Here is a 25,571-nt window from a genome sequence, read left to right as displayed (position 1 = left end):
CGAATTACCCCCACCCAACCGTGCTAACGCGCGCCGGCCGTGCCTGTCCGTGCCGTCGCCGGCGGCGCGCGCCGTGCTCTGCCCCCCCCGGCCGGTCCCGTCCGGTCAGCCCTGGGTCGCGGGCTGGATCACGCACACCGCGTTGCCCAGCATGCTGCCGAAGCCCCCGAGCAGGGCGCCGGTCACGGCTCTGCAGGCGGCCGCCTCCTGCGGGGTCTTGGGGCCGTTGTTGCCGGTGTCGCTGGTGCTGTTGATGCTGGAGTTGGCGGCGGCCGACTGGGCGAGGGCGAGCGGCGCGCCCAGCAGCAGGGCGCAACAGGCAGCCGCGAGTGCGGAGTTCTTCACGGACATCGGGGAGCCCCTTCGGATCGGGATGGGTCGGCGGAGAATGCGAGCCATCCCTATCCGAAGGGGCTCGGGCGGTCACGGATCCTGGGCCATCCGTGAGCGTGTTCCGTCAAGAGCGGGTCATGCCGTCCTCCGCGCCACCGCCCGGATGGCGGCGGCGAGTTCGAGCACCCCGTTCTCCTTCAGCACCCCGTAGTGGTCCCCGGCCAGTTCCACCACGGTGGGCGGGGCGGCCGAGTAGCCGGTGCTGCCCTCGCTGAAGGAGTAGCCGTCGCCCGAGGCCTTGAAGACGGTCACCGGCGCCGCCAGCCGGCGCTCGCCCAGCTCGCGGAAAGCTGCCAGGCCGCCTCGAAGGCGACCCGGGCGCCGAAGGAGTAGCCCCACAGCGTGTACGGGCCCTCCGGCTGCACCCGGCGCAGCTCGGCGACGTCGGCGGCGGCCGTCTCCCGGATGGTGGCGTACGGCGTCTCGCCCTCGTTGATGCCGTGCGCCCGGACGCCGTAGAAGGCGCGACCGTCGCCCGCCTCCCGGCCGAGCAGCCGCAGGTTCATCGGGTAGCCGCCCAGCCCGGGCCAGCAGAACACCGGCCGGCCCTGCTCCCCCGTCCGCAGCGGCACCAGCCGGGAGGCCGCGGCCCGTGACCCGCCCTGAGCCAGCGCGATCCGCGCCGCCAGGTCGCCCAGCCGCGGGCACTCGAAGACCACCTGGAGCGGCAGTGCGGTCCCGAACTCGCGGTTGATCCGGTTGACCAGCGCGACGGCGATCAGCGAGTTGCCGCGGACGGCGAAGAACTCGTCCGCCACCGACACCTCCTCGTACTTCAGCGCCTGCCCCCAGACCTCCGCCAGCCGGCACTCGTGCCCGGTGCGCGGGGCGACGTACTCGCTGCGGACCTCGGCCGTGCGGACGGCGACGGAGGCGGCGAGGGCCTTGAGGTCGACCTTGCCGTTGGCGGTGAGCGGCAGGGCGTCGACGATCAGCACCCGGACCTGCCGGTCGAGCAGCCCGGTCAGCGCGGTGCCGGCCGGGGGCCGGCGGGCGTGCGGGAGGGTGGCGGCGGCCTGGACGGAGGTGGTTTCGCGCATGGGAGGGCCTTCGGTGCGGGGAGGTGCGTGGACGTACGGGCCCCCGCGGGCCTGCTCACCAGGGGCGCCGGGCACGGACTCCACCGTCGGCCGCCCGTTGTCCCGTCCGCATGAGGCACCGGCGGACCTGTTCCGGGGTGGTCCCGGCGGGACGGTCGCGCACTCCCGGGCATTCGTGCGTTCACGATCACGTAACCGGACGGAAGCGAGCCGTCGGTAGCGTCGCCCCCATGACGGCATCCCGCACTCGCCTCGAACGGCTCTGGCACCGGCCCTTCCGCAGGTCGGACCCACGCTCCAGGTGCGCGGTGCCGGAGCGCCCGGTCCCCCGGCAGGCCCGGCCGCACCCGGCTCCGGCCGTCCGGGGCGCGGAGGCGGTATCCCGGTTGTCCCTGCCGGACGGGACCGGACTGGTGCTGCGCCCCGCCGGGCCGGCCGACAAGGCGGCGGCCCTGGCGATGCACGGACGCTGCTCCCCCGACGCGCTGCGGCTGCGCTACCACGGGCCGGTCCGCGACGCCGACCGCTACCTGGACCACCTGCTGGACCCGCGGCACGGCCGCAGCCTGGTCGTGGCCGCCCCGGACGGGCGGATCCTCGCCCTCGGGCACCTGATGTGGGACGACGAGGAGGCGGAGCTGGCCGTGCTGGTCGAGGACGCCTGGCAGCGGCGCGGGCTGGGCGTGGCCCTGCTGCTGCGGCTGGCCGCGACGGCCCGGGCGACCGGGATCGGCACGGTGTACGCGGTGACCCAGGCCGCCAACGCCGGGCTGATCGCCGCGATGCGCCGGCTTGCGGCACCGCTGGACTTCCGCACCGAGGACGGCACGCTGGTGATCACCGCCACCCTGGCCGCCGGAGCCGCTGCCGCCCCGACAGCCGCACCCGCCCCGAGCTGCTGATCATTTCTTCACCACATCCTCACCGGATGCCCGGGAAACCCGGGACCGGCGGCGGAGCGTCCCCCGGGAAAACGAAGGTCCCTCCGTACACCGCCGTCCTTGACGGACCGTCAGCGGCCCCTGCGGCCGCGTCGCAGCAGGCGGCGCGGGGTCCGGATCGTCCGGTCGGGCGACGGAGTCGGTAGGCTGACCCCGTCCCCGCCGCCCGACGGCCCGTTATCCGGCCGGCAGGCGGTGCCGCAGCAAGGAGGAACCACTGAGCATGGCAGGCACCGAATCGGAGCCCACAGGCGCACGCGACGCCTCGCTGCCGGCCCGCGCCAAGATCGCGGTCACGGCCGGCAAGGTCGCCGCCGCCGTGTCCCGTAAGGCCGGTCGCGGAAGCGGCTCGGTGATCGGCGGCAAGGTCGCCCTCAGGCTCGACCCCGATCTGCTCGCCACCCTCGCCGACCACCTCGACGTCGTCCTGGTCAGCGCGACCAACGGCAAGACCACCACCACCCGCCTGATCGCCGAGGCGCTGCGCGCCGCCGGCCCGGTGGTCTCCAACGCCCTGGGCGCCAACATGCCGGCCGGCATCACCTCCGCCCTGGCCGGCGGCACGGACGCCCGGTTCGGCGTGATCGAGGTCGACGAGAAGTACCTGGCGACGGTCGCCCGCGACACCCACCCCAAGGCGATCGCCCTGCTCAACCTCTCCCGCGACCAGCTCGACCGCGCCGCCGAGACCCGCATGATGGCGGAGAAGTGGCGCGAGGGCCTCCAGGACACCGAGGCCGTGGTCATCGCCAACGCCGACGACCCGCTGGTGACCTGGGCCGCCTCCTCCTGCAAGAAGGTGGTCTGGGTGGCCGCCGGGCAGGCCTGGAAGGAGGACGCCTGGTCCTGCCCCGCCTGCGGCGGTGTGATGCAGCGCCCCGGCGACGACTGGTTCTGCCAGGAGTGCGGCTTCCGGCGCCCCAACCCGCACTGGGCGCTCCAGGGCACCCACGTGATCGACCCGCAGCGCGGCGCCTGGCCGATCCAGCTTCAGCTGCCCGGCCGGGCCAACCTGGCCAACGCCACCAGCTCGGCGGCCGTCGCCGCCGTGTTCGGCGTCTCCCCCCAGGTCGCGCTGGAGCGGATGCGCTCCGTGACCGCCGTGGCCGGCCGCTACGACGTGGTCCAGTACCAGGGCCGGGACATCCGCCTGCTGCTCGCGAAGAACCCGGCCGGCTGGCTGGAGACCTTCTCGCTGATCGACGGCCCGCCGGCGCCGGTCCTGCTCTCGGTCAACGCCCTCGACGCCGACGGCACCGACACCTCCTGGCTGTGGGACGTCGACTACGAGCGCCTCGCCGGGCACCCGATCTTCGTGATGGGCCAGCGCAAGCTGGACCTGGCCGTCCGCCTGGAGGTCGCCGGGCTGCAGTTCCACGTGGTGGACACCCTGGAGCAGGCCGTCCGGATGGCCCCGCCCGGCCGGATCGAGGCCATCGCCAACTACACCGCCTTCCAGCAGCTGCGGAAGGTCGTGGCCGGCTGATGCCGCGCCCGCACACCAGTCTTTTCGTGACGGAAGGCCTTCGAGGATGAGTGAGAGCAGCCTGCGCGTGGTCTGGGTCTACCCGGACCTGCTCAGCACCTACGGCGACCGGGGCAACGCCCTGGTCGTGGAGCGCCGGGCCCGCCAGCGCCATCTCAACGTGACCCGGATCGACGTCCGGTCCGACCAGGCGATCCCCACCAGCGGGGACATCTACCTGATCGGCGGCGGCGAGGACCGCCCGCAGCGGCTGGCCGCCGAGCGGCTGCGCGCCGACAGCGGCCTGGTACGGGCCGCCGAGAACGGCGCGATCATCTTCGGCGTCTGCGCCGGTTTCCAGATCATGGGCCACGAGTTCGTCAACGACCTGGGCGAGCGCGAGCAGGGCCTGGGCCTGCTGGACGTGTGGACCACCCGCGGCGAGGGCGCCCGCTGCGTCGGCGACGTGCTCGCCGACATCGACCCGCGGCTCGGCCTGCCGCAGCTGACCGGCTTCGAGAACCACCAGGGCATCACCCACCTCGGCCAGGGCGCCCAGCCGTTCGCGACCGTCACCGTCGGCCGGGGCAACGGCACCGGCGACGGCACCGAGGGCGCCTGGCGGGACACCGTCTTCGGCACCTACATGCACGGCCCGGTACTGGCCCGCAATCCCGCCGTCGCCGACATGCTGATCCGGCTGGCGCTGGACGTCAACGCCCTGCCGCCGGCCGACACCACCTGGTACGACGCGCTGCGCGCCGAGCGCATCGCCGCCACGACGCGCCCCGCGTAGTCAGTACCGGGTAGTAGTTACCCACGACGCACCCCCGTCGTGCGCCCGTTCGCCCCGCCCGGGTGCCCGCGATGCGGTCACCCGGCCCGCGGGCGGTCCCGGACGTACGACAATGGGGCTGCCGGCTGCACACCCTCCTCGGCAGCAGGCTGCAATTCCGCGCGGGGGCGCCGACGGCGCCGCTCCCGCGTCGGCTCCTGCCCGGCCGGACCAGGGGCCGTATGCTCGACCTCGCGGCCGTTTTCGGACCTTCTGTCCGGATCGGCCGGTCCTTCACCCCGCGGCCACCTCCCCGCCATCCCGGTGCGGGAGCGCCTCGTCACGGTGTCGGCTCGTCGTCCCAGCCTGTAGTCCGGCCGTTCCTCGGTTCTGCTCGGGAGTTGCAAAGCTAATGCGTATCGGAGTGCTGACCAGCGGCGGTGACTGCCCCGGCCTGAACGCGGTGATCCGTTCCGTGGTGCACCGGGGGGTGGTCGACCACGGCGACGAGATCATCGGGTTCGAGGACGGTTGGCGCGGTTTCCTGGAAGGGCACCACCGCCCCCTGACCCTGGACTCGGTGAGCGGCATCCTCGCCCAGGGCGGCACCATCCTCGGTTCCTCCCGGGTGCAGCCGAGCCACCTGCGGGACGGCGTGGAGCGGGCCAAGAAGTACTGCTCGGACCTCGGCCTGGACGCGGTGATCCCGATCGGCGGCGAGGGCACCCTGAAGGCCGCCAAGCTGATGAGCGACGCGGGCCTGCCGATCGTCGGCGTGCCGAAGACCATCGACAACGACATCGCCGCCACCGACGTGACCTTCGGCTTCGACACCGCCGTGTCCGTCGCCACCGAGGCCCTGGACCGGCTGAAGACCACCGCCGAGTCCCACCAGCGGGTCATGGTCGTCGAGGTCATGGGCCGGCACACCGGCTGGATCGCGCTGAACGCGGGCATGGCGGCCGGCGCCCACGCCATCGTCGTCCCCGAGCGCCCGTTCCACATCGAGAAGCTCACCGCCGTCGTCCGCGAGCGCTTCGACCGGCAGAAGAAGTTCGCCATCGTGGTCTGCGCCGAGGGCGCCAAGCCCGAGCCCGGCACCATGCACTGGGAGGAGGGCACCAAGGACGTCTACGGTCACGAGCGCTTCACCGGCATCGCCACCCAGCTCTCCCGCGAGCTGGAGCACCGCCTCGGCAAGGAGGCCCGCCCCGTGATCCTCGGCCACACCCAGCGCGGCGGCACCCCGACCGCCTACGACCGGGTGCTCGCCACCCGCTTCGGCTGGCACGCCGTCGAGGCCGTCCACAAGGGCGCCTTCGGGCACATCACCGCGCTGCAGGGCACCAACATCAACCTGGTGCCGCTGGCCGAGGCGGTCGCCGAGCTGAAGACCGTCCCGCAGGAGCGCTACCAGGAGGCCGAGACGGTCATCTGATCGTCACAGCGCCCGTGCGGGAGCCCCCGGTCGCCGGCCGGGGGCTCCCGCACGCCCGGCAGGCGTTCCCGCCGCCCTCCCGTTAGCGTGGGCCGGGGAGCTGACCGGAGGGACGGCCATGGAGATCCTGGCGTACGGCGTGCAGGCCGACGAACGGCCGCTGCTGGAGGGGGCCTTCGCGGGCCGGCACGGGCTTCGCTGCCTGGACGTGTTCCTCGACCGCGACACCGCCCCGCTCGCCGCCGGGTACCCGGCCGTCAGCAGCAGCGTCAACGCCGTGCTGGATGCCGAGACGCTCGCCCTGCTGGCCGCAGGGGGCACCAAGCTGATCGCCCAGCGCTCTACCGGCTTCAACAACATCGACCTGGAAGCCGCCGCCGACCTCGGCCTCACCGTCGCCCGGGTCTCCCACTACAGCCCGTACGCGGTCGCCGAACACGCCTGGGCCCTCGCGCTCGCCGTCAACCGCCGCCTCACCCGCGCCGCCTCCCGCACCCGCGAGTTCGACTTCCGCCTCGACGGACTGCTCGGCCGGGACGTCCACGGGATGACCGTCGGGGTGATCGGCACCGGCAAGATCGGCGAGTGCTTCACCCGGATCGCGGCCGGCTTCGGCACCGAACTGCTCGGCTGGGACATCACCGAGAACCCCGCCTGCCGCGAACTCGGCATGCACTACACCGAGTTGCCCGAACTCCTCACCCGCGCCGACCTGGTGAGCCTGCACGTCCCCCTCGTCCCGGCCACCAACCACCTCATCGACACCGCCGCCCTGGCCCGGATGAAGGACGACGCCATCCTCATCAACTCCAGCCGCGGCGCCCTCATCGACAGCACCGCCCTCGTCGAGACCCTGCGCGCCGGCCGGCTGTCCGGCGTCGGCCTCGACGTCTACGAGGAGGAGACCGGCGTCTTCTTCACCGACCGATCCATCCACGGCATCACCGACGACGTCCTCGCCCGCCTGGTCACCTTCCCCCAAGTCCTGGTCACCAGCCACCAGGCCTACTTCACCCGCACCGCCGTCAGCCAGATCATCGACGCCACCGCCCGCAACATCGACGACTTCGCCGCCGGCCGCACCAACGAGAACACCCTGGTTCCGGGAAGCTGATCCCGCAGGAAACCGGCACGCGCCTACTCCTCGCACACGGGCCATGCGGCACACCGCTCCGACAACAACTGCGCGGATCCGTACCGTCGAGGAAACGACGACGGTCGACGGTTCTTGAGGTCGACCCGTGCCCCTTTCCCGACGCCGACCGCCGGACGAGCTGCCGACGCCTCCGCCGGCGCCTGCTGGCGATAGGCCCGAGCGAGACGGACAGGCCGTCCCAACGCTCACCGTGGCCCGGGCTGCTCGGGGCCCGGCCAGCTTGCGCCGGGCGCTGTTGGTAGCAGAGCCCACGGACTGGTTGACCCCTGCGGGTGCGGGGAGGAGCGGGCGCTTTCCTCGGCGCTGCGGCCCCGCCTGCAAGAGCTGACCTCCGCAGGCGGGAGGAGGACTCCTGCCGCCCGGGCCCCGACTTCGCCGTCGGCCGCCGCGGCGGGAACACCGTGGCGCCGAAGGCCTGACCCGTCCGGGGCCGGCCGCCCCCGGACGATCGGCGCGGGCCCGGAGCACCGGCCGGTACCGCCCGGCCGGGCGGGTCTGCTACCGTCCCGCGCATGGTCAAGATCGTGCCGTTCACCGGCGGCGAGAAGGAGAGCCTGCACGCGGCCCTGGACCGGCACCGCGACGCGGTGCTGTGGAAGGTCCAGGGCCTGGACGACGAGCGGCTGCGCCGGCCGATGACGCCCTCGGGGACGAACCTGCTGGGGCTGGTCAAGCACCTCGGCGGCGCCGAACTCGGCTGGTTCCGCGAGACCTTCGGCCTGGAGACCGGCCCCCTGCCGTTCGACGTCGACGCCGACGACGGCTCCGACCTGCGGATCGAGCCGCACGAGTCGACGGCGGACGTGCTGGCCTTCTACGCCCGCGCCCGGGCCGCCGCCGACGAGGCGATCAACCAGCTGGAGCTGGACTCCCAGGGCACCTCCTGGTCGGGCCGGACGGTCTCGCTGCGCTGGGTGCTCATCCACATGACCACCGAAACCGCCCGGCACGCGGGGCACATGGACATCCTGCGCGAGCTCGCCGACGGCGCGACCGGGGACCACGACCGCAGCTGAGCCGACGCCTCACTCCACCGGCGCCAGCCCGCCCGCCAGTTGGCGCAGCTCGTGCCCGAACTCGGGGTTGGCGAGCGCCGCCGCGAACTGGGCGCGCAGGTAGGCGGCGGGGTTGCCGGTGTCGTACCAGGTGCCGGCGATGACCTGCCCGTGCACGGCGCGGCGTGCCGCGTAGACGTTGATGGCGTCGGACAGGTAGACCTCGTCCTCCGGCTTTTCGTGCCAGCGGCGGGTGAGTTCGCGCAGCTCGTCGACGATGCCGGCGGTGATGACGTACCCGCCGATGGCGGCGTACGCGGATGATCACCCGCGGCGTGCGCGGGGCGGCGGCCCCGGTCGCCGCCCCCGCACCGGCCGTTCACTCAGGCCGTGTAACCGCCGTCCACCGCCAGGGCGGTACCGGTGACGTAGCGGCCGCCGGGGCCGGCCAGGAAGGCGACCGCGGCGGCGATGTCCTCGGCCTCGCCGAAGCGGTCCAGCGCGGTGAGCGAGCGTTGGAAGGCGGCGGAGTCGCCGTCGGCCGGGTTCATGTCGGTGTCGATCGGGCCCGGGTCGACGACGGTGGCGGTGATCCCGCGCGGGCCGAGCTCCCGGGCCAGGCCCTTGGTCAGCCCGATGAGCGCGGTCTTTGCCGTCGCCTGGAGGACGAAGTTCGCGCCGGGGACCCGCCCGTTGAAGCAGGAGCCGATGCTGATGATCCGCCCGCCCTCGCCCATGTGCCGGGCGGCGGCCTGGACGGCCAGGAACACCGAGCGGACGTCGACGGCGAGCACTTGGTCGAGCTCCTCGACGGACACCTCGTCGAGCGGGCCGTAGGTGAGGAACCCCGCGTTGTTCACCAGGACGTCGATGCCGCCCAGCTGCCGGACCGTCTCCTCCACCGCGCGCGCCGCGGCCTCCGGTTCGACCAGGTCGGCGCGGATCGCCACCGCCCGGCCGCCCGCCGCCTCGATCTCCTTGACGACCGTCCGGGCCTGCTCCTCGGCCCGGACGTAGGTCAGGGCCACCGCCGCCCCCTCGGCCGCCAGCTGCCTGGCCACCGCCGCTCCGATCCCCCGGCTGCCACCGGTCACCAGGGCCACCTTGCCGGTCAGCTCGCTGCTCATCGTTCTTCCCCCTTCAGTGGATGCCGCGTTCGTCGCACCCCGAAGGTAGGACCTGACACAGGTGGCAGGTTCAAGCCCGCTCGTACGCCGGCGCCGTCTGGACCGCCGCGTCCTCCTCCGCTTCTTCCTCCACCGCCGCGTCCTCCTCCGCTTCTTCCTCCGCTGGCGCGTCCTCCTCCGCTTCTTCCTCCGCTGGCGCGGCGCTCCTCGCCGGGCGCATCGCCACGGTCAGCAGTGCCGGGCCGACGAACAGCGCGGCCGCGATCAGCCCGTCGACGTGCAGCGCGGCCGTGAACGCCGAGCGGGCGCCGTGCAGCAGATCGGCGCCCTGCCCGGCGGGCAGGCGCCGGGCCGCCTCGACCGCGCCCGCCAGCGAGTCGGAGCCGCCGCCGGTACGGCTGCGGTAGACCGCGGCGGCGACGGTGCCGAGCAGGGCGAAGCCCAGCGAGCCTCCGAGGTAGTTGCCGGTCTCCGACATCGAGGCCGCCGAGCCCGCCCGTTCCGGCGGCACCGAGCCGAGGACCAGCCCGGTGCCCAGGGCGAACAGCGGTCCGGTGCCCAGCGCAAGCACCGCGATGCCCGTCAACACCAGCGGCAGTGAGCCCGCGTCCTCGTCCGCCGCCACCAGCAGCAGGGCGCCCAGCGCGGAGAGCGCCAGCCCGCCCGCGATCGCGGTGGTCCGCTCCACCCGGCCGGCCAGCCGCGGCGCGGCCGTGGTGCCGACCGCCACCGCCAGGCCCATGGGGGCGAACAGCACGGCCGAGGCGAACGGCGAGTGGCCCAGCACGCTCTGCAGGTACTGGGTCACCAGCAGCCCGGTGCCGGCCATCGCGGCCCCGGCGAGCACCAGCGAGACCAGCACCGCCGTGAACGGCCGACCGCGCAGCAGGCGCAGGTCCAACAGCGGTCGCTCCGAGCGCAGTTGCCGCCGGACGAAGACGCACCCGACCCCGCTGCCCACCAGCAGGGCCGCCACCGGGACCAGCGGCGCGCCCCCGACCGGCAGCTGCTTGATGCCGTACAGCACCAGCAGCACCGCCACCAACGACAGCCCGACGCCGACCGGGTCCGGCCGCCCGGCCGCCCCGCTGCGGAACTCCGGCAGCACGGCGGGCCCGGCCGCCAGCAGCACCGCCATGGCCGGGACGGCCGCCAGGAACACCGACCCCCACCAGAAGTGCTGGAGCAGGAACCCGGCCAGCACCGGCCCCAGCACCCCGCCCGCGAACTGGCAGGTCGCCCAGACCGCGACGGCCCGGCCACGCTCGCGCTCGTCCCGGAACATGTTGGTGATCAGCGCGAGCGTGGACGGCGCCAGCGTCGCCCCGGCGACGCCCAGCAGGGCCCGTACCACGATCAGCATCAGCGGGTCGACGGCGAAGGCGGCGACCACCGACAACACCCCGAAGGCCGCCGCCCCGATGAGCAGCAGGCGCCGGCGGCCGATCCGGTCGCCCAGTGTGCCCATGGTGATGACCAGTCCGGCCACCATCAGCCCGTAGCCGTCGCTGATCCACAGCTGCTGGACTCCGGAGGCGCCCAGGTCGGCGCTCAGCCTCGGCAGGGCGAGCAGCAATGCCGTCATGTCCATCGCGACCAGCAGGGTCGGCAGCATCAGCAGGGCCAGTCCCAGCCGTGCCCGGTTCACTCTCGTCTCGCTCATCCCGGCGACTTCCTCCTCCTCGGAAACCTTGCGCCGGGCGGTCGGAACGGCCGGGGACTTCTTGACACCGGTGAGCGGTGCGCCGGTAGGGAACTCGTGGGAGATTTCTCCGGCGGGGACGTCAAGACGGCGGCGCCGGCTCCGACCGTACGGGCGAAGGGCCCGACCGGGGCCCGACCACCACGAGGAGTACGACATGAAGTTCCTGATCAGCCTCCACATCAACCCGGCGGTGCTGGACGCGCTGACCGACGAGGAGAAGGCGGCGCTCGGCGCCGGGCACGGCGAGTTCATCGAGGCGCTGAAGTCCTCCGGCGAACTGATCGTCACCCAGGCGCTGGTCGACCCGTCCCAGGCCGCCGTGGTCACGGTGCGCGACGGCCAGCCGGCGGTCACCGACGGCCCCTTCCTGGAGGCCAAGGAGTTCCTGGGCGGCTTCTACCTGGTCGACTGCGAGGACAAGGAGCGGGCGATCGAGCTCGCCGCGCGGATCCCGGACGCCGCGATCGAGGGGCTGGGCGTCGAGGTGCGCCAGGTGATGTTCTCCGACGGACACTTGGAGGCATGACAGCACCGGACTTCGAGGACCTGCTGCGTGATCTCACGCCGCAGGTCCTCGGCACGCTGGTACGGCGGTACGGCCGCTTCGAGGGCTGCGAGGACGCCGTGCAGGAGGCAGTCCTCGCCGCGAGCGTGCAGTGGCCCCAGGACGGCGTGCCGGACAGTCCGCGCGGCTGGCTGGTGACCGTCGCGGCCCGGCGGCTGGTCGACCAGATCCGCAGCGACCACGCCCGCCGCGAGCGCGAGAACGCGACCACTGCCGCCGAGGTGGTGCCCGAGGAGGTGCCGGACACCGACGACACCCTGCTCCTGCTCTTCCTCTGCTGCCACCCGTCGCTCACCGCCGCCTCGCAGACCGCGCTGACCCTGCGTGCGGTCGGCGGCCTGACCACCGCGGAGATCGCCCGGGCCTTCCTGGTGCCGGAGGCGACCATGGCGGCCCGGATCAGCCGGGCCAAGCAGCGGATCCGGGCGGCCGGCAGCTCCTTCGCCCTCCCCCAGGGCGCCGAGCGCCAGGAGCGGCTGCGGGTGGTCCTGCACGTGCTCTACCTGATCTTCAACGAGGGCTACACTGCATCCTCGGGCAGCGAACTGCACCGCGCCGACCTCGCCCAGGAGGCGATCCGGCTGGCCCGGATGGTGCGCGCCCAGCTACCCGAGGACGGCGAGGTGACCGGGCTGCTCGCCCTGATGCTGCTCACCCACGCGCGCCGGGCGGCGCGGACGACGGCGGCCGGCGACCTGGTCCCGCTGGCCGAGCAGGACCGCACCGGCTGGGAGCGCGCCCTGCTCGACGAGGGCACCGAGCTGGCCAAGGCCGCACTGGCCTGCCCGGAGCTCGGCCCGTACCAGCTCCAGGCCGCCATCGCCGCGACCCACGCGGACGCCGCCACCGCCGAGGAGACCGACTGGGCGCAGGTGCACGCCCTCTACCTGATCCTGGAGCGGATCGCCCCCAATCCGATGGTCACCCTCAACCGCGCCGTCGCCCTCGCCGAGCGGGACGGCCCGCAGGCCGGGCTCGCCCTGCTCGCCACCCTGGACGGCGACCAGCGGATGGCCGGCCACCACCGGCTGCTCTCCGTCCGGGCGCACCTGCTGGAGCGGTTCGGCGACCGCGCGGGCGCGTACGACCACTACCTCCGCGCGGCGAAGGCCACGGCGAGCCTGGCGGAGCAGCGGTTCCTGGACGCGAGAGCCCGGCGCCTCCAGGCGTAGACGACGGGCGTAGTAACTGCGGATGTAGTGACGACGGGGTAGTAACGACAAACGCAGCGACTATGGACGTAGTAACGGCGGACGTTAGTAACTACAGACGTAGTCGACGCCCGCCTCAGTCCAGCCCGAGCGCCGCCCGGTACCACGGGGCCGCCCCCGCCAGGCGGGCCAGCGGGCCCGGACCGGGCGTGCAGCCGGCCAGCCGCCAGACGTCGTCGCTGCGGTACCAGTGGTCACGGGCGATCATCGCCAACTGACGCTCGGAGACCTGCCCCGGCGTCGTCGCCGCGAGCAGTCGGCGGCACTCCTCCCAGGGAAGCGCCGGCCCGTCCAGGGCGGGCAGCAGTCCGAGCCCGGCCAGGGCGTCGAGCAGGTCACCGCTGCGGACCGGTTCCGGGTGGGCGGCGTGGTGGACGCCCGCCACCGGGGCCGGGGCGTCCAGGGCGAGCGCGGTGATCAGCCGGGCCAGGTCCGTCCGGTCCACCAGGGAGAGCCGGACCTCGCCGCCCGCCCAGCGACCCGGCACCCGCCGGGCCAGCTCGGCCAGGCCGGGCACCACCCAGCGGTCGCCCGCCCCGGTGACGAGCGCCGGGCGCAGCACCACGGCGCCGGCCGTCAGCGCGTGGCCCTCGCCGAGCAGCCGGGTGCGGCTGGCCTCGGACAGCGGCGCGGTGGGCACCTCGTCGACACCGATGCCCGCGTGCGGGCCCTCGCCGTACACCGCCGTCGTCGACAGGTGGACGATCCGGCGGATCCCGGCCCGGGTGGCCTCCGCCATCACCGCCGCCGTGCCCCGGTCGTTGACCGCCGCGCAGTCCTCGGCACCGCCGCCGACCCGGGAGGCGAGGTGGAGCAGCGTCCCGGCCCCCGCGCAGAGTTCGGCCAGCGCCGCCCCGTCGGCGAGGTCGCCGCGCACCCACGCGGTGTGCCCGTCCGCGACGGGCTCCCCGCGCACCAGCGCCCGCACCGGGACGCCGCGCGCCGCGAGGGCCGCCCGTACGGCCGAGCCGATGAAGCCGGTCGCCCCGGTCAGTGCGACCGTGGTCCGTGCCCCGGGCCGCTGCGCCGCCGCCATGGCTGACTCCTCCCTGCCGACCGGCCGGTCAGTCTAGCCACGGCGTCACGCGCCGGGGAGCGGCCCACGCCAAGCACGCACGAAGCACGCACGAAGCACGCACGAAGCACGCGCGAAGCACGCACGAGCCCGCGAGGAGCCCGTACGGAGGGGGCGGCGGTATGGCCGGGGTAAGGCCCACCTAGGCTGTATGCCAAGCAAAACGGGCGAACCGGACCCCCAGCGGGGACCACGAGGACGGAAAGCGGGACCCGCCGATGGGCGACGGAATGTCAGGAATGCACCACCACGGCGGGATGACCCGACTAGGCCCGTTCAGCCTCTCCCACGTGTGGACCTGGTCCCCGGACTGGGTGTTCCTGCTCGGCGGCCTGGTCGCGCTGGCGCTGTACCTGGTCGGTGTGGTCCGGCTGTACCGGCGCGGCGACCGATGGCCGGTCGGCCGGGTCGTCGGCTGGGTCGCGGGCGTCGCCAGCATGCTGCTGGTCACCTGCAGCGGGCTGAACGACTACGGCATGGTGCTGTTCAGCGCGCACATGATCCAGCACATGGTGCTGTCCATGCTGACGCCGATCCTGCTCCTGCTCGGCGCCCCGATCACCCTCGCGCTGCGCGCCCTGCGCCCGACGGGGAAGGGGCGGCCGCGCGGTCCGCGCGAGCTGCTGGTGGCGCTGCTGCACAGCCGGTACGTCCGGGTGATCTCCCACCCGGCGTTCACCATCCCGTTGTTCATCGCGAGCCTGTACGGGGTCTACTTCACCCCGGTGTTCGACGTCCTGATGCAGTACCGCTTCGGGCACATCTTCATGATGGTCCACTTCCTCATGACCGGTCTGGCCTTCTTCTGGCCGATCATGGGCGTGGACCCGGGCCCGCACCGCCCCGGCCACGTGATGCGGATCATCGAGCTGTTCATGGGGATGCCGTTCCACGCCTTCTTCGGCGTGGCGGTGATGATGGCCAGCCACCCGCTGGTCTCCACCTTCACCGTCCAGGGCGCACCGCCCGGGACGGACCTGTTGGAGGACCAGAAGCTGGCCGGCGGCATCACCTGGGCGTTCGGCGAGATCCCGACCGCGATCGTGCTGATCGCGCTGGTCTACCAGTGGATGGGCTCCGAGCAGCGGCAGGCCCGCCGCCGCGACCGCGCGGAGGAGCGCAGCGGCGACGCCGAGCTGGAGGCGTACAACGCCTACCTCGCCTCGCTGCACAAGGGCGCCCGGCGCCCGGCGGCCCCCGCCGACCCCGCCACGCCCCCCGCCCCGGTCACCCCGGCGGCCGACGCCGGCTGAGCCCAGCCGCCCGGAGCGCCCCCGAGCCCCCGGCCCCTGCCCCGACCGCCCCCGGAGCCCACGTCCTCCCCCGAGGACGTGGGCTCCGTCATACCACCCTCCCGTCCGGTCGCGGAACGGTGGTTCCGCCGGCCGCGTTCGACGGGTATGCACGCCCTGTTCACGCCCGCCGCCGTGGTCGGCGGGTACGTCCTGTTGTGGCTGCTCGGCTTCCTCGGCTGCGCGCTGCTCCAGCGCCGCCGGCCGTTGCCCCTGGGCGCCGACTACCTGGTGGTCCTGGGCGCCGCGCTGGACGGCTGCGAGCCCGCGCCGACCCTGGCCGCCCGGCTGGACGCCGCGCTGGAACGCCTCGCCGCCGAGGAGGCCGCCGGGCACGCCCCGCTGCTGCTGGTGACCGGCGGCAAGGGGCCGCACGAGGAGTGCACCGAGGCCGGCGCGATGGCCCGTTACCTGATCGCCCGGGGCGTGCCGCCCGAGCGGATCCGGCGCGAGGAGCGGGCCGTGAACACCGCCGAGAACCTGCGCTTCAGCGCCGCCCTGATGGCCGCCGAACGCCCCGGCTACCGCTGCACCGTCGTGACCAGCGGCTTCCACACCGTCCGCTCCGCGCTGGCCGCCCGCCGGGCCGGCGCCCCCGGCCGGGTGCTCGGCGCGGACGGACCGCTCGCGCTCGGCCCGTACCAGCTGCTGCGCGAGGCGGTCGGCACGGCGCTCGCGCTGCCGCGCGCCCACGGCGCCGCGCTCCTGTTGCTGACCGGCGCCGGGGTGGTGCTGGGACTGGCCTGAACGGGCCATGGGATCATGCCGCCCGGTCCGTCAGCATGAGGACGAAGACCGAGCACGCAGGGGGCGGACGTGGCGGAACCGGAGAACGGGTGGAGTCCGCTGCAACGGATCGGCGGCGCGGTCAGCGTGCCGGCCTTCCTGACGGCGGTGGTGGTGGCCGGCCTTGCCGCCCGGGACTGGACGGTGGACGACCCGGCCTGGCTCGGCGCGCGCCCCTGGGTGGTCGGCCTGGCGCTGCTGGTGGGTCTGCTCGGCCTGGTCCCGGCGGTGGGCTGGGCCGAGGCGGGCACGGGTCTCGTGCTGTTCCTGTTCTTCGCCGTTCCGACCGTCCTCGACACCGCACTGACCACCAAGGTCGTCCAGGACGTCCGGCGGTGGCTGCGCACCGACCAGTCGGTGGCCGTCACCCTCAGCGGCTGCCACCACGCGGGCACCAGGACGGACATGATCGACAACTCCCCGGTCACCAGCGAGGTCTACACCTGCACCTACTCCTGGACGTCCGGAGGCCGGAGCTGGGAGCAGGTCCGCACGACGGACGGGAACCACCACGACGGCTACCGGACGCGGATGTGGACGGACCCGTCGACCGGAGAACTCGCCGACCACGACGCCGTGGGCACGGCCGTCAAGGTCTTGCTGACCGGCATCGTCGCCGTGCCGGCCCTGGTCTTCGGCCCCGGCCTGGTCATCCTGCTGCACGAGTCCCGGCTGCTCCGCCGGCCCGCCCGGGAAGTCCGCGACGCCGCCTGACACGGGGGGAGGCCCCCGGGTCCGCCGCAGCGGACCCGGGGGCCTCCCGGAATTTCGACCCGCCTGGCGTCAGGCCAGGTTGGCGATCGCCTCGTTGAAGGTCTTCGACGGGCGCATCACGGCCGCGGCCTTGGCCGGGTCCGGCTGGTAGTAGCCACCGAGGTCGACGGCCGAGCCCTGGACGGCGATCAGCTCGTCCACGATGGCCTTCTCCTGCTCGGTCAGCGCCTTGGCCAGGCCGTCGAAGGCCCGGGCCAGCTCGGCGTCGGCGGTCTGCTTGGCCAGTTCCTGAGCCCAGTACATGGCCAGGTAGAAGTGGCTGCCGCGGTTGTCGATGCCACCGAGGCGGCGGCTCGGCGACTTGTCCTCGTTGAGGAAGGTTCCGGTGGCGCGGTCCAGGGTGTCGGCCAGCACCTGGGCGCGGGCGTTGCCGGTGCTGGTGGCGAGCTGCTCGAAGCTGGCGGCCAGCGCGAAGAACTCGCCCAGGCTGTCCCAGCGCAGGTAGTTCTCCTTGACCAGCTGCTGGACGTGCTTCGGGGCGGAGCCGCCGGCGCCGGTCTCGAACAGGCCGCCGCCCGCCATCAGCGGAACGACCGACAGCATCTTGGCGCTGGTGCCCAGCTCCAGGATCGGGAACAGGTCGGTCAGGTAGTCGCGCAGCACGTTGCCGGTCACCGAGATGGTGTTCTCGCCGCGGCGGATGCGCTCCAGCGAGAACTTGGTGGCCTCGACCGGGGACTTGATCTCGATCCGCAGGCCGGTCGTGTCGTGCTCCGGCAGGTAGGTCTTGACCTTCTCGATCAGCACGGCGTCGTGGGCGCGGTTCTCGTCCAGCCAGAACACCGCCGGGTCGCCGGTGGCGCGGGCGCGGGTGACGGCCAGCTTGACCCAGTCCTGGATCGGCAGGTCCTTGGTCTGGCAGGCGCGGAAGATGTCGCCCGGCTGCACGGCCTGCTCCAGCACCACGTTGCCCTCGGCGTCGACCAGGCGCACGGTGCCGGCCGCCTCGATCTCGAAGGTCTTGTCGTGGGAGCCGTACTCCTCGGCCTTCTGGGCCATCAGGCCGACGTTCGGGACCGAGCCGATGGTGGCCGGGTCCAGGGCGCCGTGGGCGCGGCAGTCGTCGATGACGGCCTGGTACACGCCGGAGTAGCTGCTGTCCGGCAGCACGGCGAGGGTGTCGGCCTCCTGGCCGTCCGGGCCCCACATGTGGCCGGAGGTGCGGATCATGGCCGGCATCGAGGCGTCGACGATGACGTCGCTCGGCACGTGCAGGTTGGTGATGCCCTTGTCGGAGTCGACCATGGCCAGGGCCGGGCCCTCGGCCAGCTCGGCGTCGAAGGAGGCCTTGATCTCGGCGCCGTTCGGCAGCTTGTCGAGGCCGGCCAGGATGCCGCCGAGGCCGTTGTTGGGGTTCAGACCGGCGGCGACCAGCGCCTCGCCGTACGCGGCGAAGGTCTTCGGGAAGAAGGCGCGGACCACGTGACCGAAGATGATCGGGTCGGAGACCTTCATCATGGTGGCCTTGAGGTGCACCGAGAACAGCACGCCCTCGGCCTTGGCACGGGCGACCTGGGCGGCCAGGAACTCGTTCAGGGCGGCGGCGCGCATCACCGAGGCGTCGACGACCTCGCCGGCCAGCACCGGGACCTTCTCACGCAGCACGGTGGTGGTGCCGTCCTGGCCGACCAGCTCGATGCGCAGGGCGCCGTCGGCGGCGATCACGGCGGACTTCTCGGTGCTCGCGAAGTCGTTCTCGCCCATGGTGGCGACGTTGGTCTTGGACTCGGCGGTCCAGGCACCCATGCGGTGCGGGTGGGTCTTGGCGTAGTTCTTGACCGACTGCGGCGCACGGCGGTCGGAGTTGCCCTCGCGCAGGACCGGGTTGACGGCGCTGCCCTTGACCTTGTCGTAGCGGGCGCGGACATCCTTGTCCTCGTCGGTCTGCGGGTCGTCCGGGTAGTCCGGCAGGGCGTAGCCCTGGGCCTGCAGCTCGGCGATGGCGGCCTTCAGCTGCGGCACCGAGGCCGAGATGTTCGGCAGCTTGATGATGTTGGCGCTCGGGGTCTTGGCGAGCTCACCCAGCTCCGCCAGGGCGTCACCGATCCGCTGGGCCTCGGTCAGACGCTCCGGGAAGCTGGCGATGATCCGCCCGGCCAGGGAGATGTCACGGGTCTCCACCCGCACACCCGCCGTCGAGGCGTACGCCTGGACCACCGGCAGGAACGAGTAGGTCGCCAGGGCCGGAGCCTCGTCGGTGTGCGTATAGATGATGGTCGAGTCAGTCATCGGTACTCCGCTTCACGTCTCCAACGTCTTGACGTCAAGATATCTCGTCCCGGGCCCCTCGCTCCACCTCCCCCCGCCCCGGAGCGCGCGCCGGTCGGATCCGGGGGCGCCGGGAGAGCCGAGTCCACCGTGGTCCCGGGGCGCCCGCCCGGCAAGCGGAGGGCTCCGGGACCGTCCCGGTCAGGCGGCGGTCGGCTGGTGTTCCGGAACCCGTCGGGCCGTGTTCGGGCGGCCGGGAGAGAGGCGTAGTCCAATCGGATGAGTCGGGTGTCAGGAGTGCGTCAATGCACCACCCCATTCGGTCAACGCTGCGTCAGGAGCGGCGACGCACGGTCCGACCCGACCTAGCGTCGTGGACAGAGCAGTTCCGGCAGCAACCACCACCCCAACCGGGAGCATCCGCATGGCCCGCGTCGTCTGGCACGTTCCGGTCACCACCAACGCCACCGGTAGCACCACCACCCTGCGCCTCTTCCGCACCCGCGACGGCCGCCGCTGCGCGGTCGGATTCTCCAGCCCCGAGGCCCTCGCCGCCCTCCTCGGACCGGAGCACGCCTACGCCGAACTCGGCGAGCCCGCCCTGCGCACCCTCACCGCCCCGCTCGGCGTCGACACCCTGGTCCTCGACCCGCGCCTGGTCGCCCCGCCCGTCCCCACCCCCGTCGCGGCACCCGCCACCGCACCCGCCCCGGCCCCGGCCCCGGCCACAGAGCTCCAGCACCGGTGACCGCCCCCCTCCACCTCGTCCCGGACGGCTTCACCCCCGCCCCGGGAGGACCCGGGCAGGTTCGGGCCCTGCACGCCGTCGCCCGGATCAACCACGGGCCGGTCCCCCTCGACTTCGACCGCCTCGCGGCGGAGTTCCCCGCCGTACGGAGCGGTCTCGCCCTCGCCGGCGACGCCGACCTGGAGCTCCGCCTCGCCTGCACCGGCCCGGAAGAACTCCGGGCCGTCTCCGCCGCCCTCCACCGCGCGGGCGCCACCAAGATCCGCATCGACCTGGTCCTGCGTGCACTGACGCCGGCCCCGGTGCCCCTGCGACCAGTACCCTGACCCCGCCCCCGGCCCGGCGTCCCACGCCCCGGGCCGGGTCCCCGGGGCCCCGGCCCGGTCAGCCCTCGCGCACCCCCACCCGCAGGCCCGATCAGCAGCGGTTCCGACCCGGCCCCACGACCCGACGCCCGTCGCACCCCGAGCCCACCCACCATGGACCCAGTCCGTCGCCGGATGGCCCTCGCCATGCCTCACTCGAAGCCGGGGCGCGGGTTCGGATTGATCGCCTGACCATCGATCTCGGCACCCCAGGCGTCCTCGCCGCTCGCGTCGACGCAGTACCCGCTGCCCTCGACGTGCCCGCCCGCGGCCCGGCACGTGTCGGCGGTGATGTCCCGCCGACCACGCGCCGCCGCAGAGGCGGCCGGGGCCACGGCAGCAGCGGCGACGAGGACGGCGGTCGCGGTCGTGACGGCCACCCGGGCCGCGCGTGAGGTCTTCATGCCGCCCACGACAGCACGGCGGCGCGCACCCGGCGACCACAGCTCGCCCGCCCGGGTGCACACCCCCGCACACCACGCCCCAACCGGCCCGGCGATCAGCGGCCGCGCCCCGCGACCGGGCCGCGCGGCACCCAACGCCCCGGGGACGGCAGACCGAAGGCCGGAAGCCCGGCAGTCCGGCAGCCGGTAGGTCCGGGGCAGGGAAGACCGGAAGGTCGAAGACCCCGAAAGCCGGGACACGCACCTCACCGAGGTACCCCGGCCCCGGCGTCGAGCGTCAGGCCCGGGTCAGTGCCGCGATCGCGGCCAGCAGCAGTGCGGAGCCTGCTGCCAGGCCCGCGGTGAAGGGCTCGCCGAGGAAGAGCACGCCGATCACTGCCGCCGTGGCCGGCTCCAACAGCACCAGCACGGAGGCGGTGGTGCCCGGCACGGCCGTCAAGCCGCTGAAGTACCAGCGGTAGGCGAGCAGGGTCGGCACCGTGCCCAGGAACAGCAGGGCTCCGCCGGTCAGTGCGGGCGAACCGGCCGTCGGCAGCGCGCCCTGGGCCGCCGCGAAGGGCAGCAGGCACAGCAGACCGGTCGTGAAGGCGCCGGTGCTCGCCCGGGCGGAGCCGCCGCCGCGGGCCCACAGGGTGAGTCCGCTCTGGCCGGCGCCCGCGAGTACCGCCAGGGCGACGCCCAGTGCCGGGCGTGGCCCGGCGGCAGGAGCCGCGACCAGCAGGGCGAGCCCGCCGAGGGCGAGCAGGACGGCGGACGCCGCCCGCCGGGTGAGGCGTTCGCCGAGCAGCAGGTGCGCGCCGAGGCTGGTGAGCAGCGGTCCGGCCCCGATGGTGATCAGGGTGCCCAACCCCAGGCCCGCGAAGTGCACGGAGCCGAAGTAGGCGCACTGGCTGACGGCCAGCCCCAGGCCGGTCAGCACGGCGGAGCCGGGCTTCCCGCCACGGCGGGACGGGCCGGAGGAGGGCAGCAGCGCCAGGCAGAGCGCCGCGACGCCGAAGCGCCAGCAGGAGACGGCCACCGGGCCGAGTCCGCTGGTGCGCATCAGCAGGGCGGCCACGGCTCCGCCCGCTCCCCAGGCGACGGCGGCGGCGGAAATGGACAACAGGCCGCGCCGGAACGGCACGGCGGTGTGCGAGGTCATGCGTCGGTACTCCACGATGGTCGCCGGTTCTGGTCCGCGGGGTACGCGGGCGGCAGCCATCGCCCCGACGCCGAGGGGCTCTCCCGCTCGGCCGGGTCAGGTGGGGAGGCCGCCCGCTAGCGGACCGGCGGCGGGAGGATCACGAGACGCACGGGGTCCAGCGTACGCGCGCCCGTCGGCGATCTTTCCGGGCCGCCCGGGCCGGCTACGGTCGGACGGAGTTCCCGCACCACACCGCGCCTGCCGGCCACCGTCCTCGCCGTGTACGAAGGCCGGGCACAGGAGCGTCCACTCTGTACTGGTGTCCGACGACGCCGTCGTCCGGGCCCGGCGGCGGCCCTGGGACGACCGCCGGACCGCCGGCGAGACACCGTCTCCACCGTCCTGGCCACTCCGGAGCAGCCGCACGGCGAGTGCGTCGCCGTCCTGCTGCGCGGCACCGATGCGATCCCGGCGGACCTGCCCCAACCGCCCCGCTGGAACCGTCAACACTGCCTGATACCAAGGCAGTTCGTTCATCCGAGGACCCAGGTCGGCGAGCATCGCCGCGAGGGCGGACGGGATGGCCGACAGGCGTCCGAGCACCTGCGGGGCCGCGGCGGGGCTCTCGACCGCAGCGGCAGCCGAACCGCCCGGCGCACACGCGCACCACCGGTCCGCTTCGGGGCCACCCCCGACGGGGCCGAGCCGAGCCGCCCCCCCCCTGGCACGGAGCCCGGCAGGGCAGCCGCGGGCCGCCCGACCCTCGGTACGTCCGGCCGATCCAGCAACCTGGACCGCCCCCATTCCGGCCTGATTTCCGGCGACGAATGCCGAGATCAGGCCAAATGAGTGAGGAGGGGTCAGGCACTGCCCGAATGGCCCAATCCTCTTCGTCAACTCCGGTACGGATCAGGCAATTTGAGAAACCCGGACAACCGGCCCACACCGGCCCCGGAGGTGGTTCGAGGGCCCACCTGACACTCGTTTAGACCTGCACGTCAACCATTTGGCGCGGATTGATATGACAGTCATTTAGTCAGTCGGTACGTTCATTCATGTCGGCACCACGCCGATCCAGTCCAGAAACAGGAGAAGGTCCATGAACAAGATGACCACCGCCATTGCCCTCGCGGCGTCGGCGGCCGTGGCCGTGACCGGTATCAGCTACGCGTCGGCCGCTTCCGAGCCCGTGGCGAAGGCGGCCCCGGTCGTTGAGAAGGCCGCCCCCGCGGCCGTTCCCGCCGCGGCTCCGCTCGACGGCGGCACGAAGGGCAACGAGGGCAAGGGCAACGAGGGCCACGAGCGTCGCGAGCACCGCGAGCACCGCGAGCACCGGGGCATCATCCACGTCAACGAGCGGTCGTACTCCGCCGACGACTTCGGCTGCATCACCGTGGTCAGCGGTCTGGGCGCCAAGTCGCTCAACGTCCGCAACGACAGCCACCGGACCGTCGAGGTCTTCAGCGGCGCGGTCTGCGACAACGGCGCCCCCATCGCCACCGTCGGGCCGCACAGCGCCAGCGAGGGCGTGCACCCGAAGCGCGTCCACGAGGGTGTCGAGGTCGACGACGGCGTCGTCGGCAGCTTCCGGGTCGTGCGCCACGACTTCGACTTCGGCGGGCGCGGCGGCGAGCGCGGCGGCGAGCGCGGCGAGAAGTAGAACTGATCCAACGGCCCAATCTGGAGCCCCGGCCCGCCGCAATCGGGCCGGGGCACCGACACCAGCGTCCTTCCCCAGGCCCCTGCAGCCGGCCCCGCGATGATGCCCGCCGGGACAGCGCAGCAGCGACCACTCCATGATCCGACTCCGAGCAACGCACACCCGGCCACCGACGCCCGGCGGATCCAGCCGGGCGGGGACCGTCCCCGCCCGCCACCACCAAAGAGCTGGAGCTCGCCACACCCCACGGCACATCTGGCCACCACTGCACAGAGGTCCCGCGATCCGGTCGATCGGATCGCGGGACCTCTGCACTGCCTGCCCCCGAAGGCATGCTTATGCGGAAGCCGTCAATTCTATGAACGGATGAGCGCTCCATATTGCCAGAGCTCGAAGGGAGGCTCAATTCATGCTCAAATGCTGAACCTACTCACGAGTCACGTAACACGCCCATGAACAGGAGGCCCCCTACCTGAACGGATAATCGGCAAAGAAAGTAAACATTCAGTAATGAAATCTGTGCAGAGGTCTATGAATAGCCCTACTGTGTGGCAACTCTCCGCGCTCCACCCACCCCGGAGCCCCCACACACAGAGAGATCGCCCATGGCTTCCCTCAACCAGATCTCGCCGCCCGACCAGAGCTCCGGCACCGCCGGCACCGCGCACCGGTCGCTCAAGCGCCACGTCGGACTCGTCGGCCTCATGTGGGCCTCGGTCGGCTCGATCATCGGCTCCGGCTGGCTCTTCGGCGCGAAGAGCGCCGTCACCGCCGCCGGACCCGCAGCCGTCATCTCCTGGGGCATCGGCGCCGTCGGGATCGTGCTGCTCGCACTCGTGCACGCCGAGCTCGGCGGTCTCTTCCCGGTCTCGGGCGGCACCGCCCGCTACCCGCACTACGCCTTCGGCGGCCTGGCCGGCATGTCCTTCGGCTGGTTCTCCTGGCTCCAGGCGGCCACCGTGGCACCGATCGAGGTCGAGGCCATGATCGGCTACGCCAAGGACGCGCCCTGGGCCAGCGGACTGCAGAACGCCAACGGCACCCTCACCACCAGCGGATTCATCGTCGCGACCGCGCTGATGGCAGTGTTCGTCGCGGTCAATTTCCTCGGCGTGAAGGTCCTCGCCCGGACCAACAGCATCGCCACCTGGCTGAAGATCTTCGTTCCTCTGCTCACGATCTTCATGCTGGCGATCACCAGCTTCCACGGTTCCAACTTCACCTCGCACGGCTTCGCCCCGTTCGGCGCCAAGGGCGTGCTGGCCGCGATCAGCACCAGCGGCATCATCTTCGCGCTGCTCGGTTTCGAGCAGGCCATCCAGATCGCCGGTGAGAGCCGCAACCCCAAGCGCGACATCCCCCGCGCCGTGCTCGGGTCGGTCGCCATCGGCACCCTGATCTACACCCTGCTGCAGGTCGTCTTCATCGGGGCGCTGCCGGTCAGCGCGTTCGCCAACGGCTGGGCGAAGCTGGACTTCCCCGGCATCGACGGCCCCTTCGCCGGTCTGGCCACCCTGGTGGGCCTCGGCTGGCTGTACTACGTGCTGAAGGTCGACGCGGTGATCTCCCCCGCCGGCACCGGCCTGATCTACACCACCTCGACCTCCCGGATCTCCTACGGCCTGAGCCGCAACGGCTACGCGCCGCAGAAGTTCGAGCAGCTGGACAAGAACGGCGTGCCCTGGTTCGGCCTGATCCTGTCCTTCGTGACCGGCGTGATCTGCTTCCTGCCCTTCCCGAGCTGGCAGCAGCTGGTCGGCTTCATCACCTCCGCCAGCGTGCTGATGTACGCCGGCGCCCCGCTGGCCTTCGGCGCCCTGCGCCGCCGGCTGCCCGACCGTGAGCGCTCCTACCGGCTGCCGCTGGGCAACGTGATCTCCCCCGCCTCGTTCGTGGTCGCCAGCCTGATCATCTACTGGGCCGGCTGGCAGACCCTGTCCCGCCTGGGCATCGCCATCGTGCTCGGCTACGCCCTGCTCGGCGGTTACGCTGCGTACGCGATCAAGAAGGGCCTGCCGAACGCGCCGCGGCTCAACTGGAAGGCCGCCCAGTGGCTGCCGGTCTACCTGGTGGGTCTCGGCCTGATCTCCTGGCAGGGCGGCTTCGGCGACGGCACCGGCCGGATCCCGATGTGGTACGACATGGGGCTCGTGGCAGCGTTCTCGCTGGCCATCTACTACTGGGCGATCCGGGTGGCGCTGCCCGCCGAGGACATCGAGCGGGAGGTCGCGGACGTCGAGGTGGTCGACGCGGGCGGCCACTGATCACCTGATCGTCACCTGATCACCAACACCTGACGGGACGGGCCCGCCGGTCACTGAGTCG

General features: G+C 73.0%; 22 protein-coding genes and 2 pseudogenes. 15 read left to right on the top strand and 9 right to left on the bottom strand.

Going from position 1 to position 25,571, the window contains the following annotated elements:
* Positions 1–105: 105 nt before the first annotated feature.
* Positions 106–351 (bottom strand): hypothetical protein, encoded by a 246-nt coding sequence (locus ACH4J0_RS16875; protein ID WP_396240726.1) that lies wholly within the window; start codon positions 349–351, stop codon positions 106–108.
* Positions 352–468: 117 nt separating this feature from the next.
* Positions 469–1,334: pseudogene (locus tag ACH4J0_RS16870) on the bottom strand (thioesterase domain-containing protein); the annotation flags it as partial.
* A 329-nt stretch (positions 1,335–1,663) separates the two neighbouring features.
* Here ACH4J0_RS16870 and ACH4J0_RS16865 point away from each other — a divergent pair.
* The 6 genes from ACH4J0_RS16865 to ACH4J0_RS16840 all read left to right on the top strand — a co-directional run bounded on the left by ACH4J0_RS16865 (position 1,664) and on the right by ACH4J0_RS16840 (position 8,224).
* A complete protein-coding gene (locus tag ACH4J0_RS16865) occupies positions 1,664–2,335 on the top strand; it encodes a GNAT family N-acetyltransferase (RefSeq protein ID WP_396240724.1) in 672 nt (223 codons plus the stop codon).
* Positions 2,336–2,597: 262 nt separating this feature from the next.
* The gene (locus ACH4J0_RS16860) at positions 2,598–3,860 is read left to right on the top strand and encodes a MurT ligase domain-containing protein (protein ID WP_270141562.1); all 1,263 of its coding nucleotides are present in this window, start codon (positions 2,598–2,600) and stop codon (positions 3,858–3,860) included.
* A 46-nt stretch (positions 3,861–3,906) separates the two neighbouring features.
* A complete protein-coding gene (locus ACH4J0_RS16855) occupies positions 3,907–4,635 on the top strand; it encodes a type 1 glutamine amidotransferase (RefSeq protein WP_396240722.1) in 729 nt (242 codons plus the stop codon).
* A gap of 391 nt (positions 4,636–5,026) precedes the next feature.
* The gene (locus tag ACH4J0_RS16850; RefSeq protein ID WP_396240720.1) at positions 5,027–6,052 is read left to right on the top strand and encodes a 6-phosphofructokinase; all 1,026 of its coding nucleotides are present in this window, start codon (positions 5,027–5,029) and stop codon (positions 6,050–6,052) included.
* Between the two features lie 118 nt (positions 6,053–6,170).
* A complete protein-coding gene (locus ACH4J0_RS16845; RefSeq protein ID WP_396240718.1) occupies positions 6,171–7,166 on the top strand; it encodes a 2-hydroxyacid dehydrogenase in 996 nt (331 codons plus the stop codon).
* 554 nt (positions 7,167–7,720) lie between these two features.
* A complete protein-coding gene (locus tag ACH4J0_RS16840; protein ID WP_396240716.1) occupies positions 7,721–8,224 on the top strand; it encodes a DinB family protein in 504 nt (167 codons plus the stop codon).
* 9 nt (positions 8,225–8,233) lie between these two features.
* Here ACH4J0_RS16840 and ACH4J0_RS16835 read toward each other — a convergent pair.
* The 3 genes and pseudogenes from ACH4J0_RS16835 to ACH4J0_RS16825 all read right to left on the bottom strand — a co-directional run.
* Positions 8,234–8,524 (bottom strand): annotated as a pseudogene (locus ACH4J0_RS16835) (UTP--glucose-1-phosphate uridylyltransferase); the annotation flags it as partial.
* Positions 8,525–8,586: 62 nt separating this feature from the next.
* Positions 8,587–9,330 (bottom strand): 3-oxoacyl-ACP reductase family protein, encoded by a 744-nt coding sequence (locus tag ACH4J0_RS16830; protein WP_396240714.1) that lies wholly within the window; start codon positions 9,328–9,330, stop codon positions 8,587–8,589.
* A 70-nt stretch (positions 9,331–9,400) separates the two neighbouring features.
* The gene (locus ACH4J0_RS16825; RefSeq protein WP_396240712.1) at positions 9,401–10,993 is read right to left on the bottom strand and encodes an MFS transporter; all 1,593 of its coding nucleotides are present in this window, start codon (positions 10,991–10,993) and stop codon (positions 9,401–9,403) included.
* A 196-nt stretch (positions 10,994–11,189) separates the two neighbouring features.
* Here ACH4J0_RS16825 and ACH4J0_RS16820 point away from each other — a divergent pair, with 196 nt between their 5' ends.
* Positions 11,190–11,561 (top strand): YciI family protein, encoded by a 372-nt coding sequence (locus ACH4J0_RS16820; protein WP_396240710.1) that lies wholly within the window; start codon positions 11,190–11,192, stop codon positions 11,559–11,561.
* On the top strand, positions 11,558–12,772 hold the full coding sequence (locus ACH4J0_RS16815) for an RNA polymerase sigma factor (RefSeq protein ID WP_396240708.1): 1,215 nt from the start codon (positions 11,558–11,560) through the stop codon (positions 12,770–12,772). Before ACH4J0_RS16820 ends, ACH4J0_RS16815 begins: the two co-directional genes overlap by 4 nt.
* A 115-nt stretch (positions 12,773–12,887) precedes the next feature.
* Here ACH4J0_RS16815 and ACH4J0_RS16810 read toward each other — a convergent pair whose 3' ends face one another.
* Complete coding sequence (locus ACH4J0_RS16810) at positions 12,888–13,847, bottom strand: NAD-dependent epimerase/dehydratase family protein (RefSeq protein ID WP_396240706.1); 960 nt, start codon at positions 13,845–13,847, stop codon at positions 12,888–12,890.
* 278 nt (positions 13,848–14,125) lie between these two features.
* Here ACH4J0_RS16810 and ACH4J0_RS16805 point away from each other — a divergent pair, with 278 nt between their 5' ends.
* The 3 genes from ACH4J0_RS16805 (at position 14,126) to ACH4J0_RS16795 (ending at position 16,678) form a co-directional block, all read left to right on the top strand.
* Positions 14,126–15,139 (top strand): cytochrome c oxidase assembly protein, encoded by a 1,014-nt coding sequence (locus ACH4J0_RS16805; RefSeq protein ID WP_396240704.1) that lies wholly within the window; start codon positions 14,126–14,128, stop codon positions 15,137–15,139.
* Positions 15,140–15,286: 147 nt separating this feature from the next.
* On the top strand, positions 15,287–15,925 hold the full coding sequence (locus tag ACH4J0_RS16800; protein WP_396240702.1) for a YdcF family protein: 639 nt from the start codon (positions 15,287–15,289) through the stop codon (positions 15,923–15,925).
* 69 nt (positions 15,926–15,994) lie between these two features.
* The gene (locus tag ACH4J0_RS16795; RefSeq protein WP_396240700.1) at positions 15,995–16,678 is read left to right on the top strand and encodes a hypothetical protein; all 684 of its coding nucleotides are present in this window, start codon (positions 15,995–15,997) and stop codon (positions 16,676–16,678) included.
* A 69-nt stretch (positions 16,679–16,747) separates the two neighbouring features.
* Here ACH4J0_RS16795 and ACH4J0_RS16790 read toward each other — a convergent pair whose 3' ends face one another.
* The gene (locus ACH4J0_RS16790; RefSeq protein ID WP_396240698.1) at positions 16,748–18,967 is read right to left on the bottom strand and encodes an NADP-dependent isocitrate dehydrogenase; all 2,220 of its coding nucleotides are present in this window, start codon (positions 18,965–18,967) and stop codon (positions 16,748–16,750) included.
* 403 nt (positions 18,968–19,370) lie between these two features.
* Here ACH4J0_RS16790 and ACH4J0_RS16785 point away from each other — a divergent pair, with 403 nt between their 5' ends.
* Complete coding sequence (locus tag ACH4J0_RS16785; RefSeq protein WP_396240696.1) at positions 19,371–19,694, top strand: SAV_915 family protein; 324 nt, start codon at positions 19,371–19,373, stop codon at positions 19,692–19,694.
* Positions 19,691–20,020, top strand: a complete 330-nt coding sequence (locus ACH4J0_RS16780) for a hypothetical protein (protein ID WP_396240694.1) — start codon at positions 19,691–19,693, stop codon at positions 20,018–20,020. Before ACH4J0_RS16785 ends, ACH4J0_RS16780 begins: the two co-directional genes overlap by 4 nt.
* A gap of 191 nt (positions 20,021–20,211) precedes the next feature.
* Here ACH4J0_RS16780 and ACH4J0_RS16775 read toward each other — a convergent pair whose 3' ends face one another.
* Complete coding sequence (locus ACH4J0_RS16775; RefSeq protein WP_396240692.1) at positions 20,212–20,463, bottom strand: hypothetical protein; 252 nt, start codon at positions 20,461–20,463, stop codon at positions 20,212–20,214.
* Between the two features lie 277 nt (positions 20,464–20,740).
* Positions 20,741–21,604, bottom strand: coding sequence for a DMT family transporter (locus ACH4J0_RS16770; protein WP_396240690.1), 864 nt, complete (start codon positions 21,602–21,604; stop codon positions 20,741–20,743).
* 1,081 nt (positions 21,605–22,685) lie between these two features.
* Here ACH4J0_RS16770 and ACH4J0_RS16765 point away from each other — a divergent pair.
* Both ACH4J0_RS16765 and ACH4J0_RS16760 read left to right on the top strand, forming a co-directional pair.
* Entirely contained in the window at positions 22,686–23,246 is a 561-nt protein-coding gene (locus ACH4J0_RS16765) for a hypothetical protein (protein ID WP_396240688.1), read from the top strand.
* Positions 23,247–23,851: 605 nt separating this feature from the next.
* Positions 23,852–25,510 (top strand): APC family permease, encoded by a 1,659-nt coding sequence (locus ACH4J0_RS16760; RefSeq protein WP_396240686.1) that lies wholly within the window; start codon positions 23,852–23,854, stop codon positions 25,508–25,510.
* Positions 25,511–25,571 lie beyond the last annotated feature (61 nt).

Origin of the sequence: Kitasatospora sp. NPDC017646 (genome assembly GCF_044329365.1) — a bacterium.
Lineage (GTDB): Bacteria > Actinomycetota > Actinomycetes > Streptomycetales > Streptomycetaceae > Kitasatospora.
This window is presented reverse-complemented; position numbering and strand designations above follow the sequence as displayed.

Excerpts from the sequence above, each read along its gene's own strand:
- ACH4J0_RS16840 (WP_396240716.1), top strand. The coding sequence starts at position 7,721 with ATGGTCAAGATCGTGCCGTTCACCGGCGGCGAGAAGGAGAGCCTGCAC.
- ACH4J0_RS16805 (WP_396240704.1), top strand. The coding sequence starts at position 14,126 with ATGCACCACCACGGCGGGATGACCCGACTAGGCCCGTTCAGCCTCTCC.
- ACH4J0_RS16865 (WP_396240724.1), top strand. The coding sequence starts at position 1,664 with ATGACGGCATCCCGCACTCGCCTCGAACGGCTCTGGCACCGGCCCTTC.
- ACH4J0_RS16875 (WP_396240726.1), bottom strand. The coding sequence starts at position 351 with ATGTCCGTGAAGAACTCCGCACTCGCGGCTGCCTGTTGCGCCCTGCTG.
- ACH4J0_RS16765 (WP_396240688.1), top strand. The coding sequence starts at position 22,686 with ATGAACAAGATGACCACCGCCATTGCCCTCGCGGCGTCGGCGGCCGTG.
- ACH4J0_RS16820 (WP_396240710.1), top strand. The coding sequence starts at position 11,190 with ATGAAGTTCCTGATCAGCCTCCACATCAACCCGGCGGTGCTGGACGCG.
- ACH4J0_RS16830 (WP_396240714.1), bottom strand. The coding sequence starts at position 9,330 with ATGAGCAGCGAGCTGACCGGCAAGGTGGCCCTGGTGACCGGTGGCAGC.
- ACH4J0_RS16815 (WP_396240708.1), top strand. The coding sequence starts at position 11,558 with ATGACAGCACCGGACTTCGAGGACCTGCTGCGTGATCTCACGCCGCAG.
- ACH4J0_RS16790 (WP_396240698.1), bottom strand. The coding sequence starts at position 18,967 with ATGACTGACTCGACCATCATCTATACGCACACCGACGAGGCTCCGGCC.
- ACH4J0_RS16845 (WP_396240718.1), top strand. The coding sequence starts at position 6,171 with ATGGAGATCCTGGCGTACGGCGTGCAGGCCGACGAACGGCCGCTGCTG.
- ACH4J0_RS16800 (WP_396240702.1), top strand. The coding sequence starts at position 15,287 with ATGCACGCCCTGTTCACGCCCGCCGCCGTGGTCGGCGGGTACGTCCTG.
- ACH4J0_RS16775 (WP_396240692.1), bottom strand. The coding sequence starts at position 20,463 with ATGAAGACCTCACGCGCGGCCCGGGTGGCCGTCACGACCGCGACCGCC.
- ACH4J0_RS16860 (WP_270141562.1), top strand. The coding sequence starts at position 2,598 with ATGGCAGGCACCGAATCGGAGCCCACAGGCGCACGCGACGCCTCGCTG.
- ACH4J0_RS16825 (WP_396240712.1), bottom strand. The coding sequence starts at position 10,993 with ATGAGCGAGACGAGAGTGAACCGGGCACGGCTGGGACTGGCCCTGCTG.
- ACH4J0_RS16760 (WP_396240686.1), top strand. The coding sequence starts at position 23,852 with ATGGCTTCCCTCAACCAGATCTCGCCGCCCGACCAGAGCTCCGGCACC.
- ACH4J0_RS16850 (WP_396240720.1), top strand. The coding sequence starts at position 5,027 with ATGCGTATCGGAGTGCTGACCAGCGGCGGTGACTGCCCCGGCCTGAAC.
- ACH4J0_RS16810 (WP_396240706.1), bottom strand. The coding sequence starts at position 13,847 with ATGGCGGCGGCGCAGCGGCCCGGGGCACGGACCACGGTCGCACTGACC.
- ACH4J0_RS16770 (WP_396240690.1), bottom strand. The coding sequence starts at position 21,604 with ATGACCTCGCACACCGCCGTGCCGTTCCGGCGCGGCCTGTTGTCCATT.
- ACH4J0_RS16785 (WP_396240696.1), top strand. The coding sequence starts at position 19,371 with ATGGCCCGCGTCGTCTGGCACGTTCCGGTCACCACCAACGCCACCGGT.
- ACH4J0_RS16855 (WP_396240722.1), top strand. The coding sequence starts at position 3,907 with ATGAGTGAGAGCAGCCTGCGCGTGGTCTGGGTCTACCCGGACCTGCTC.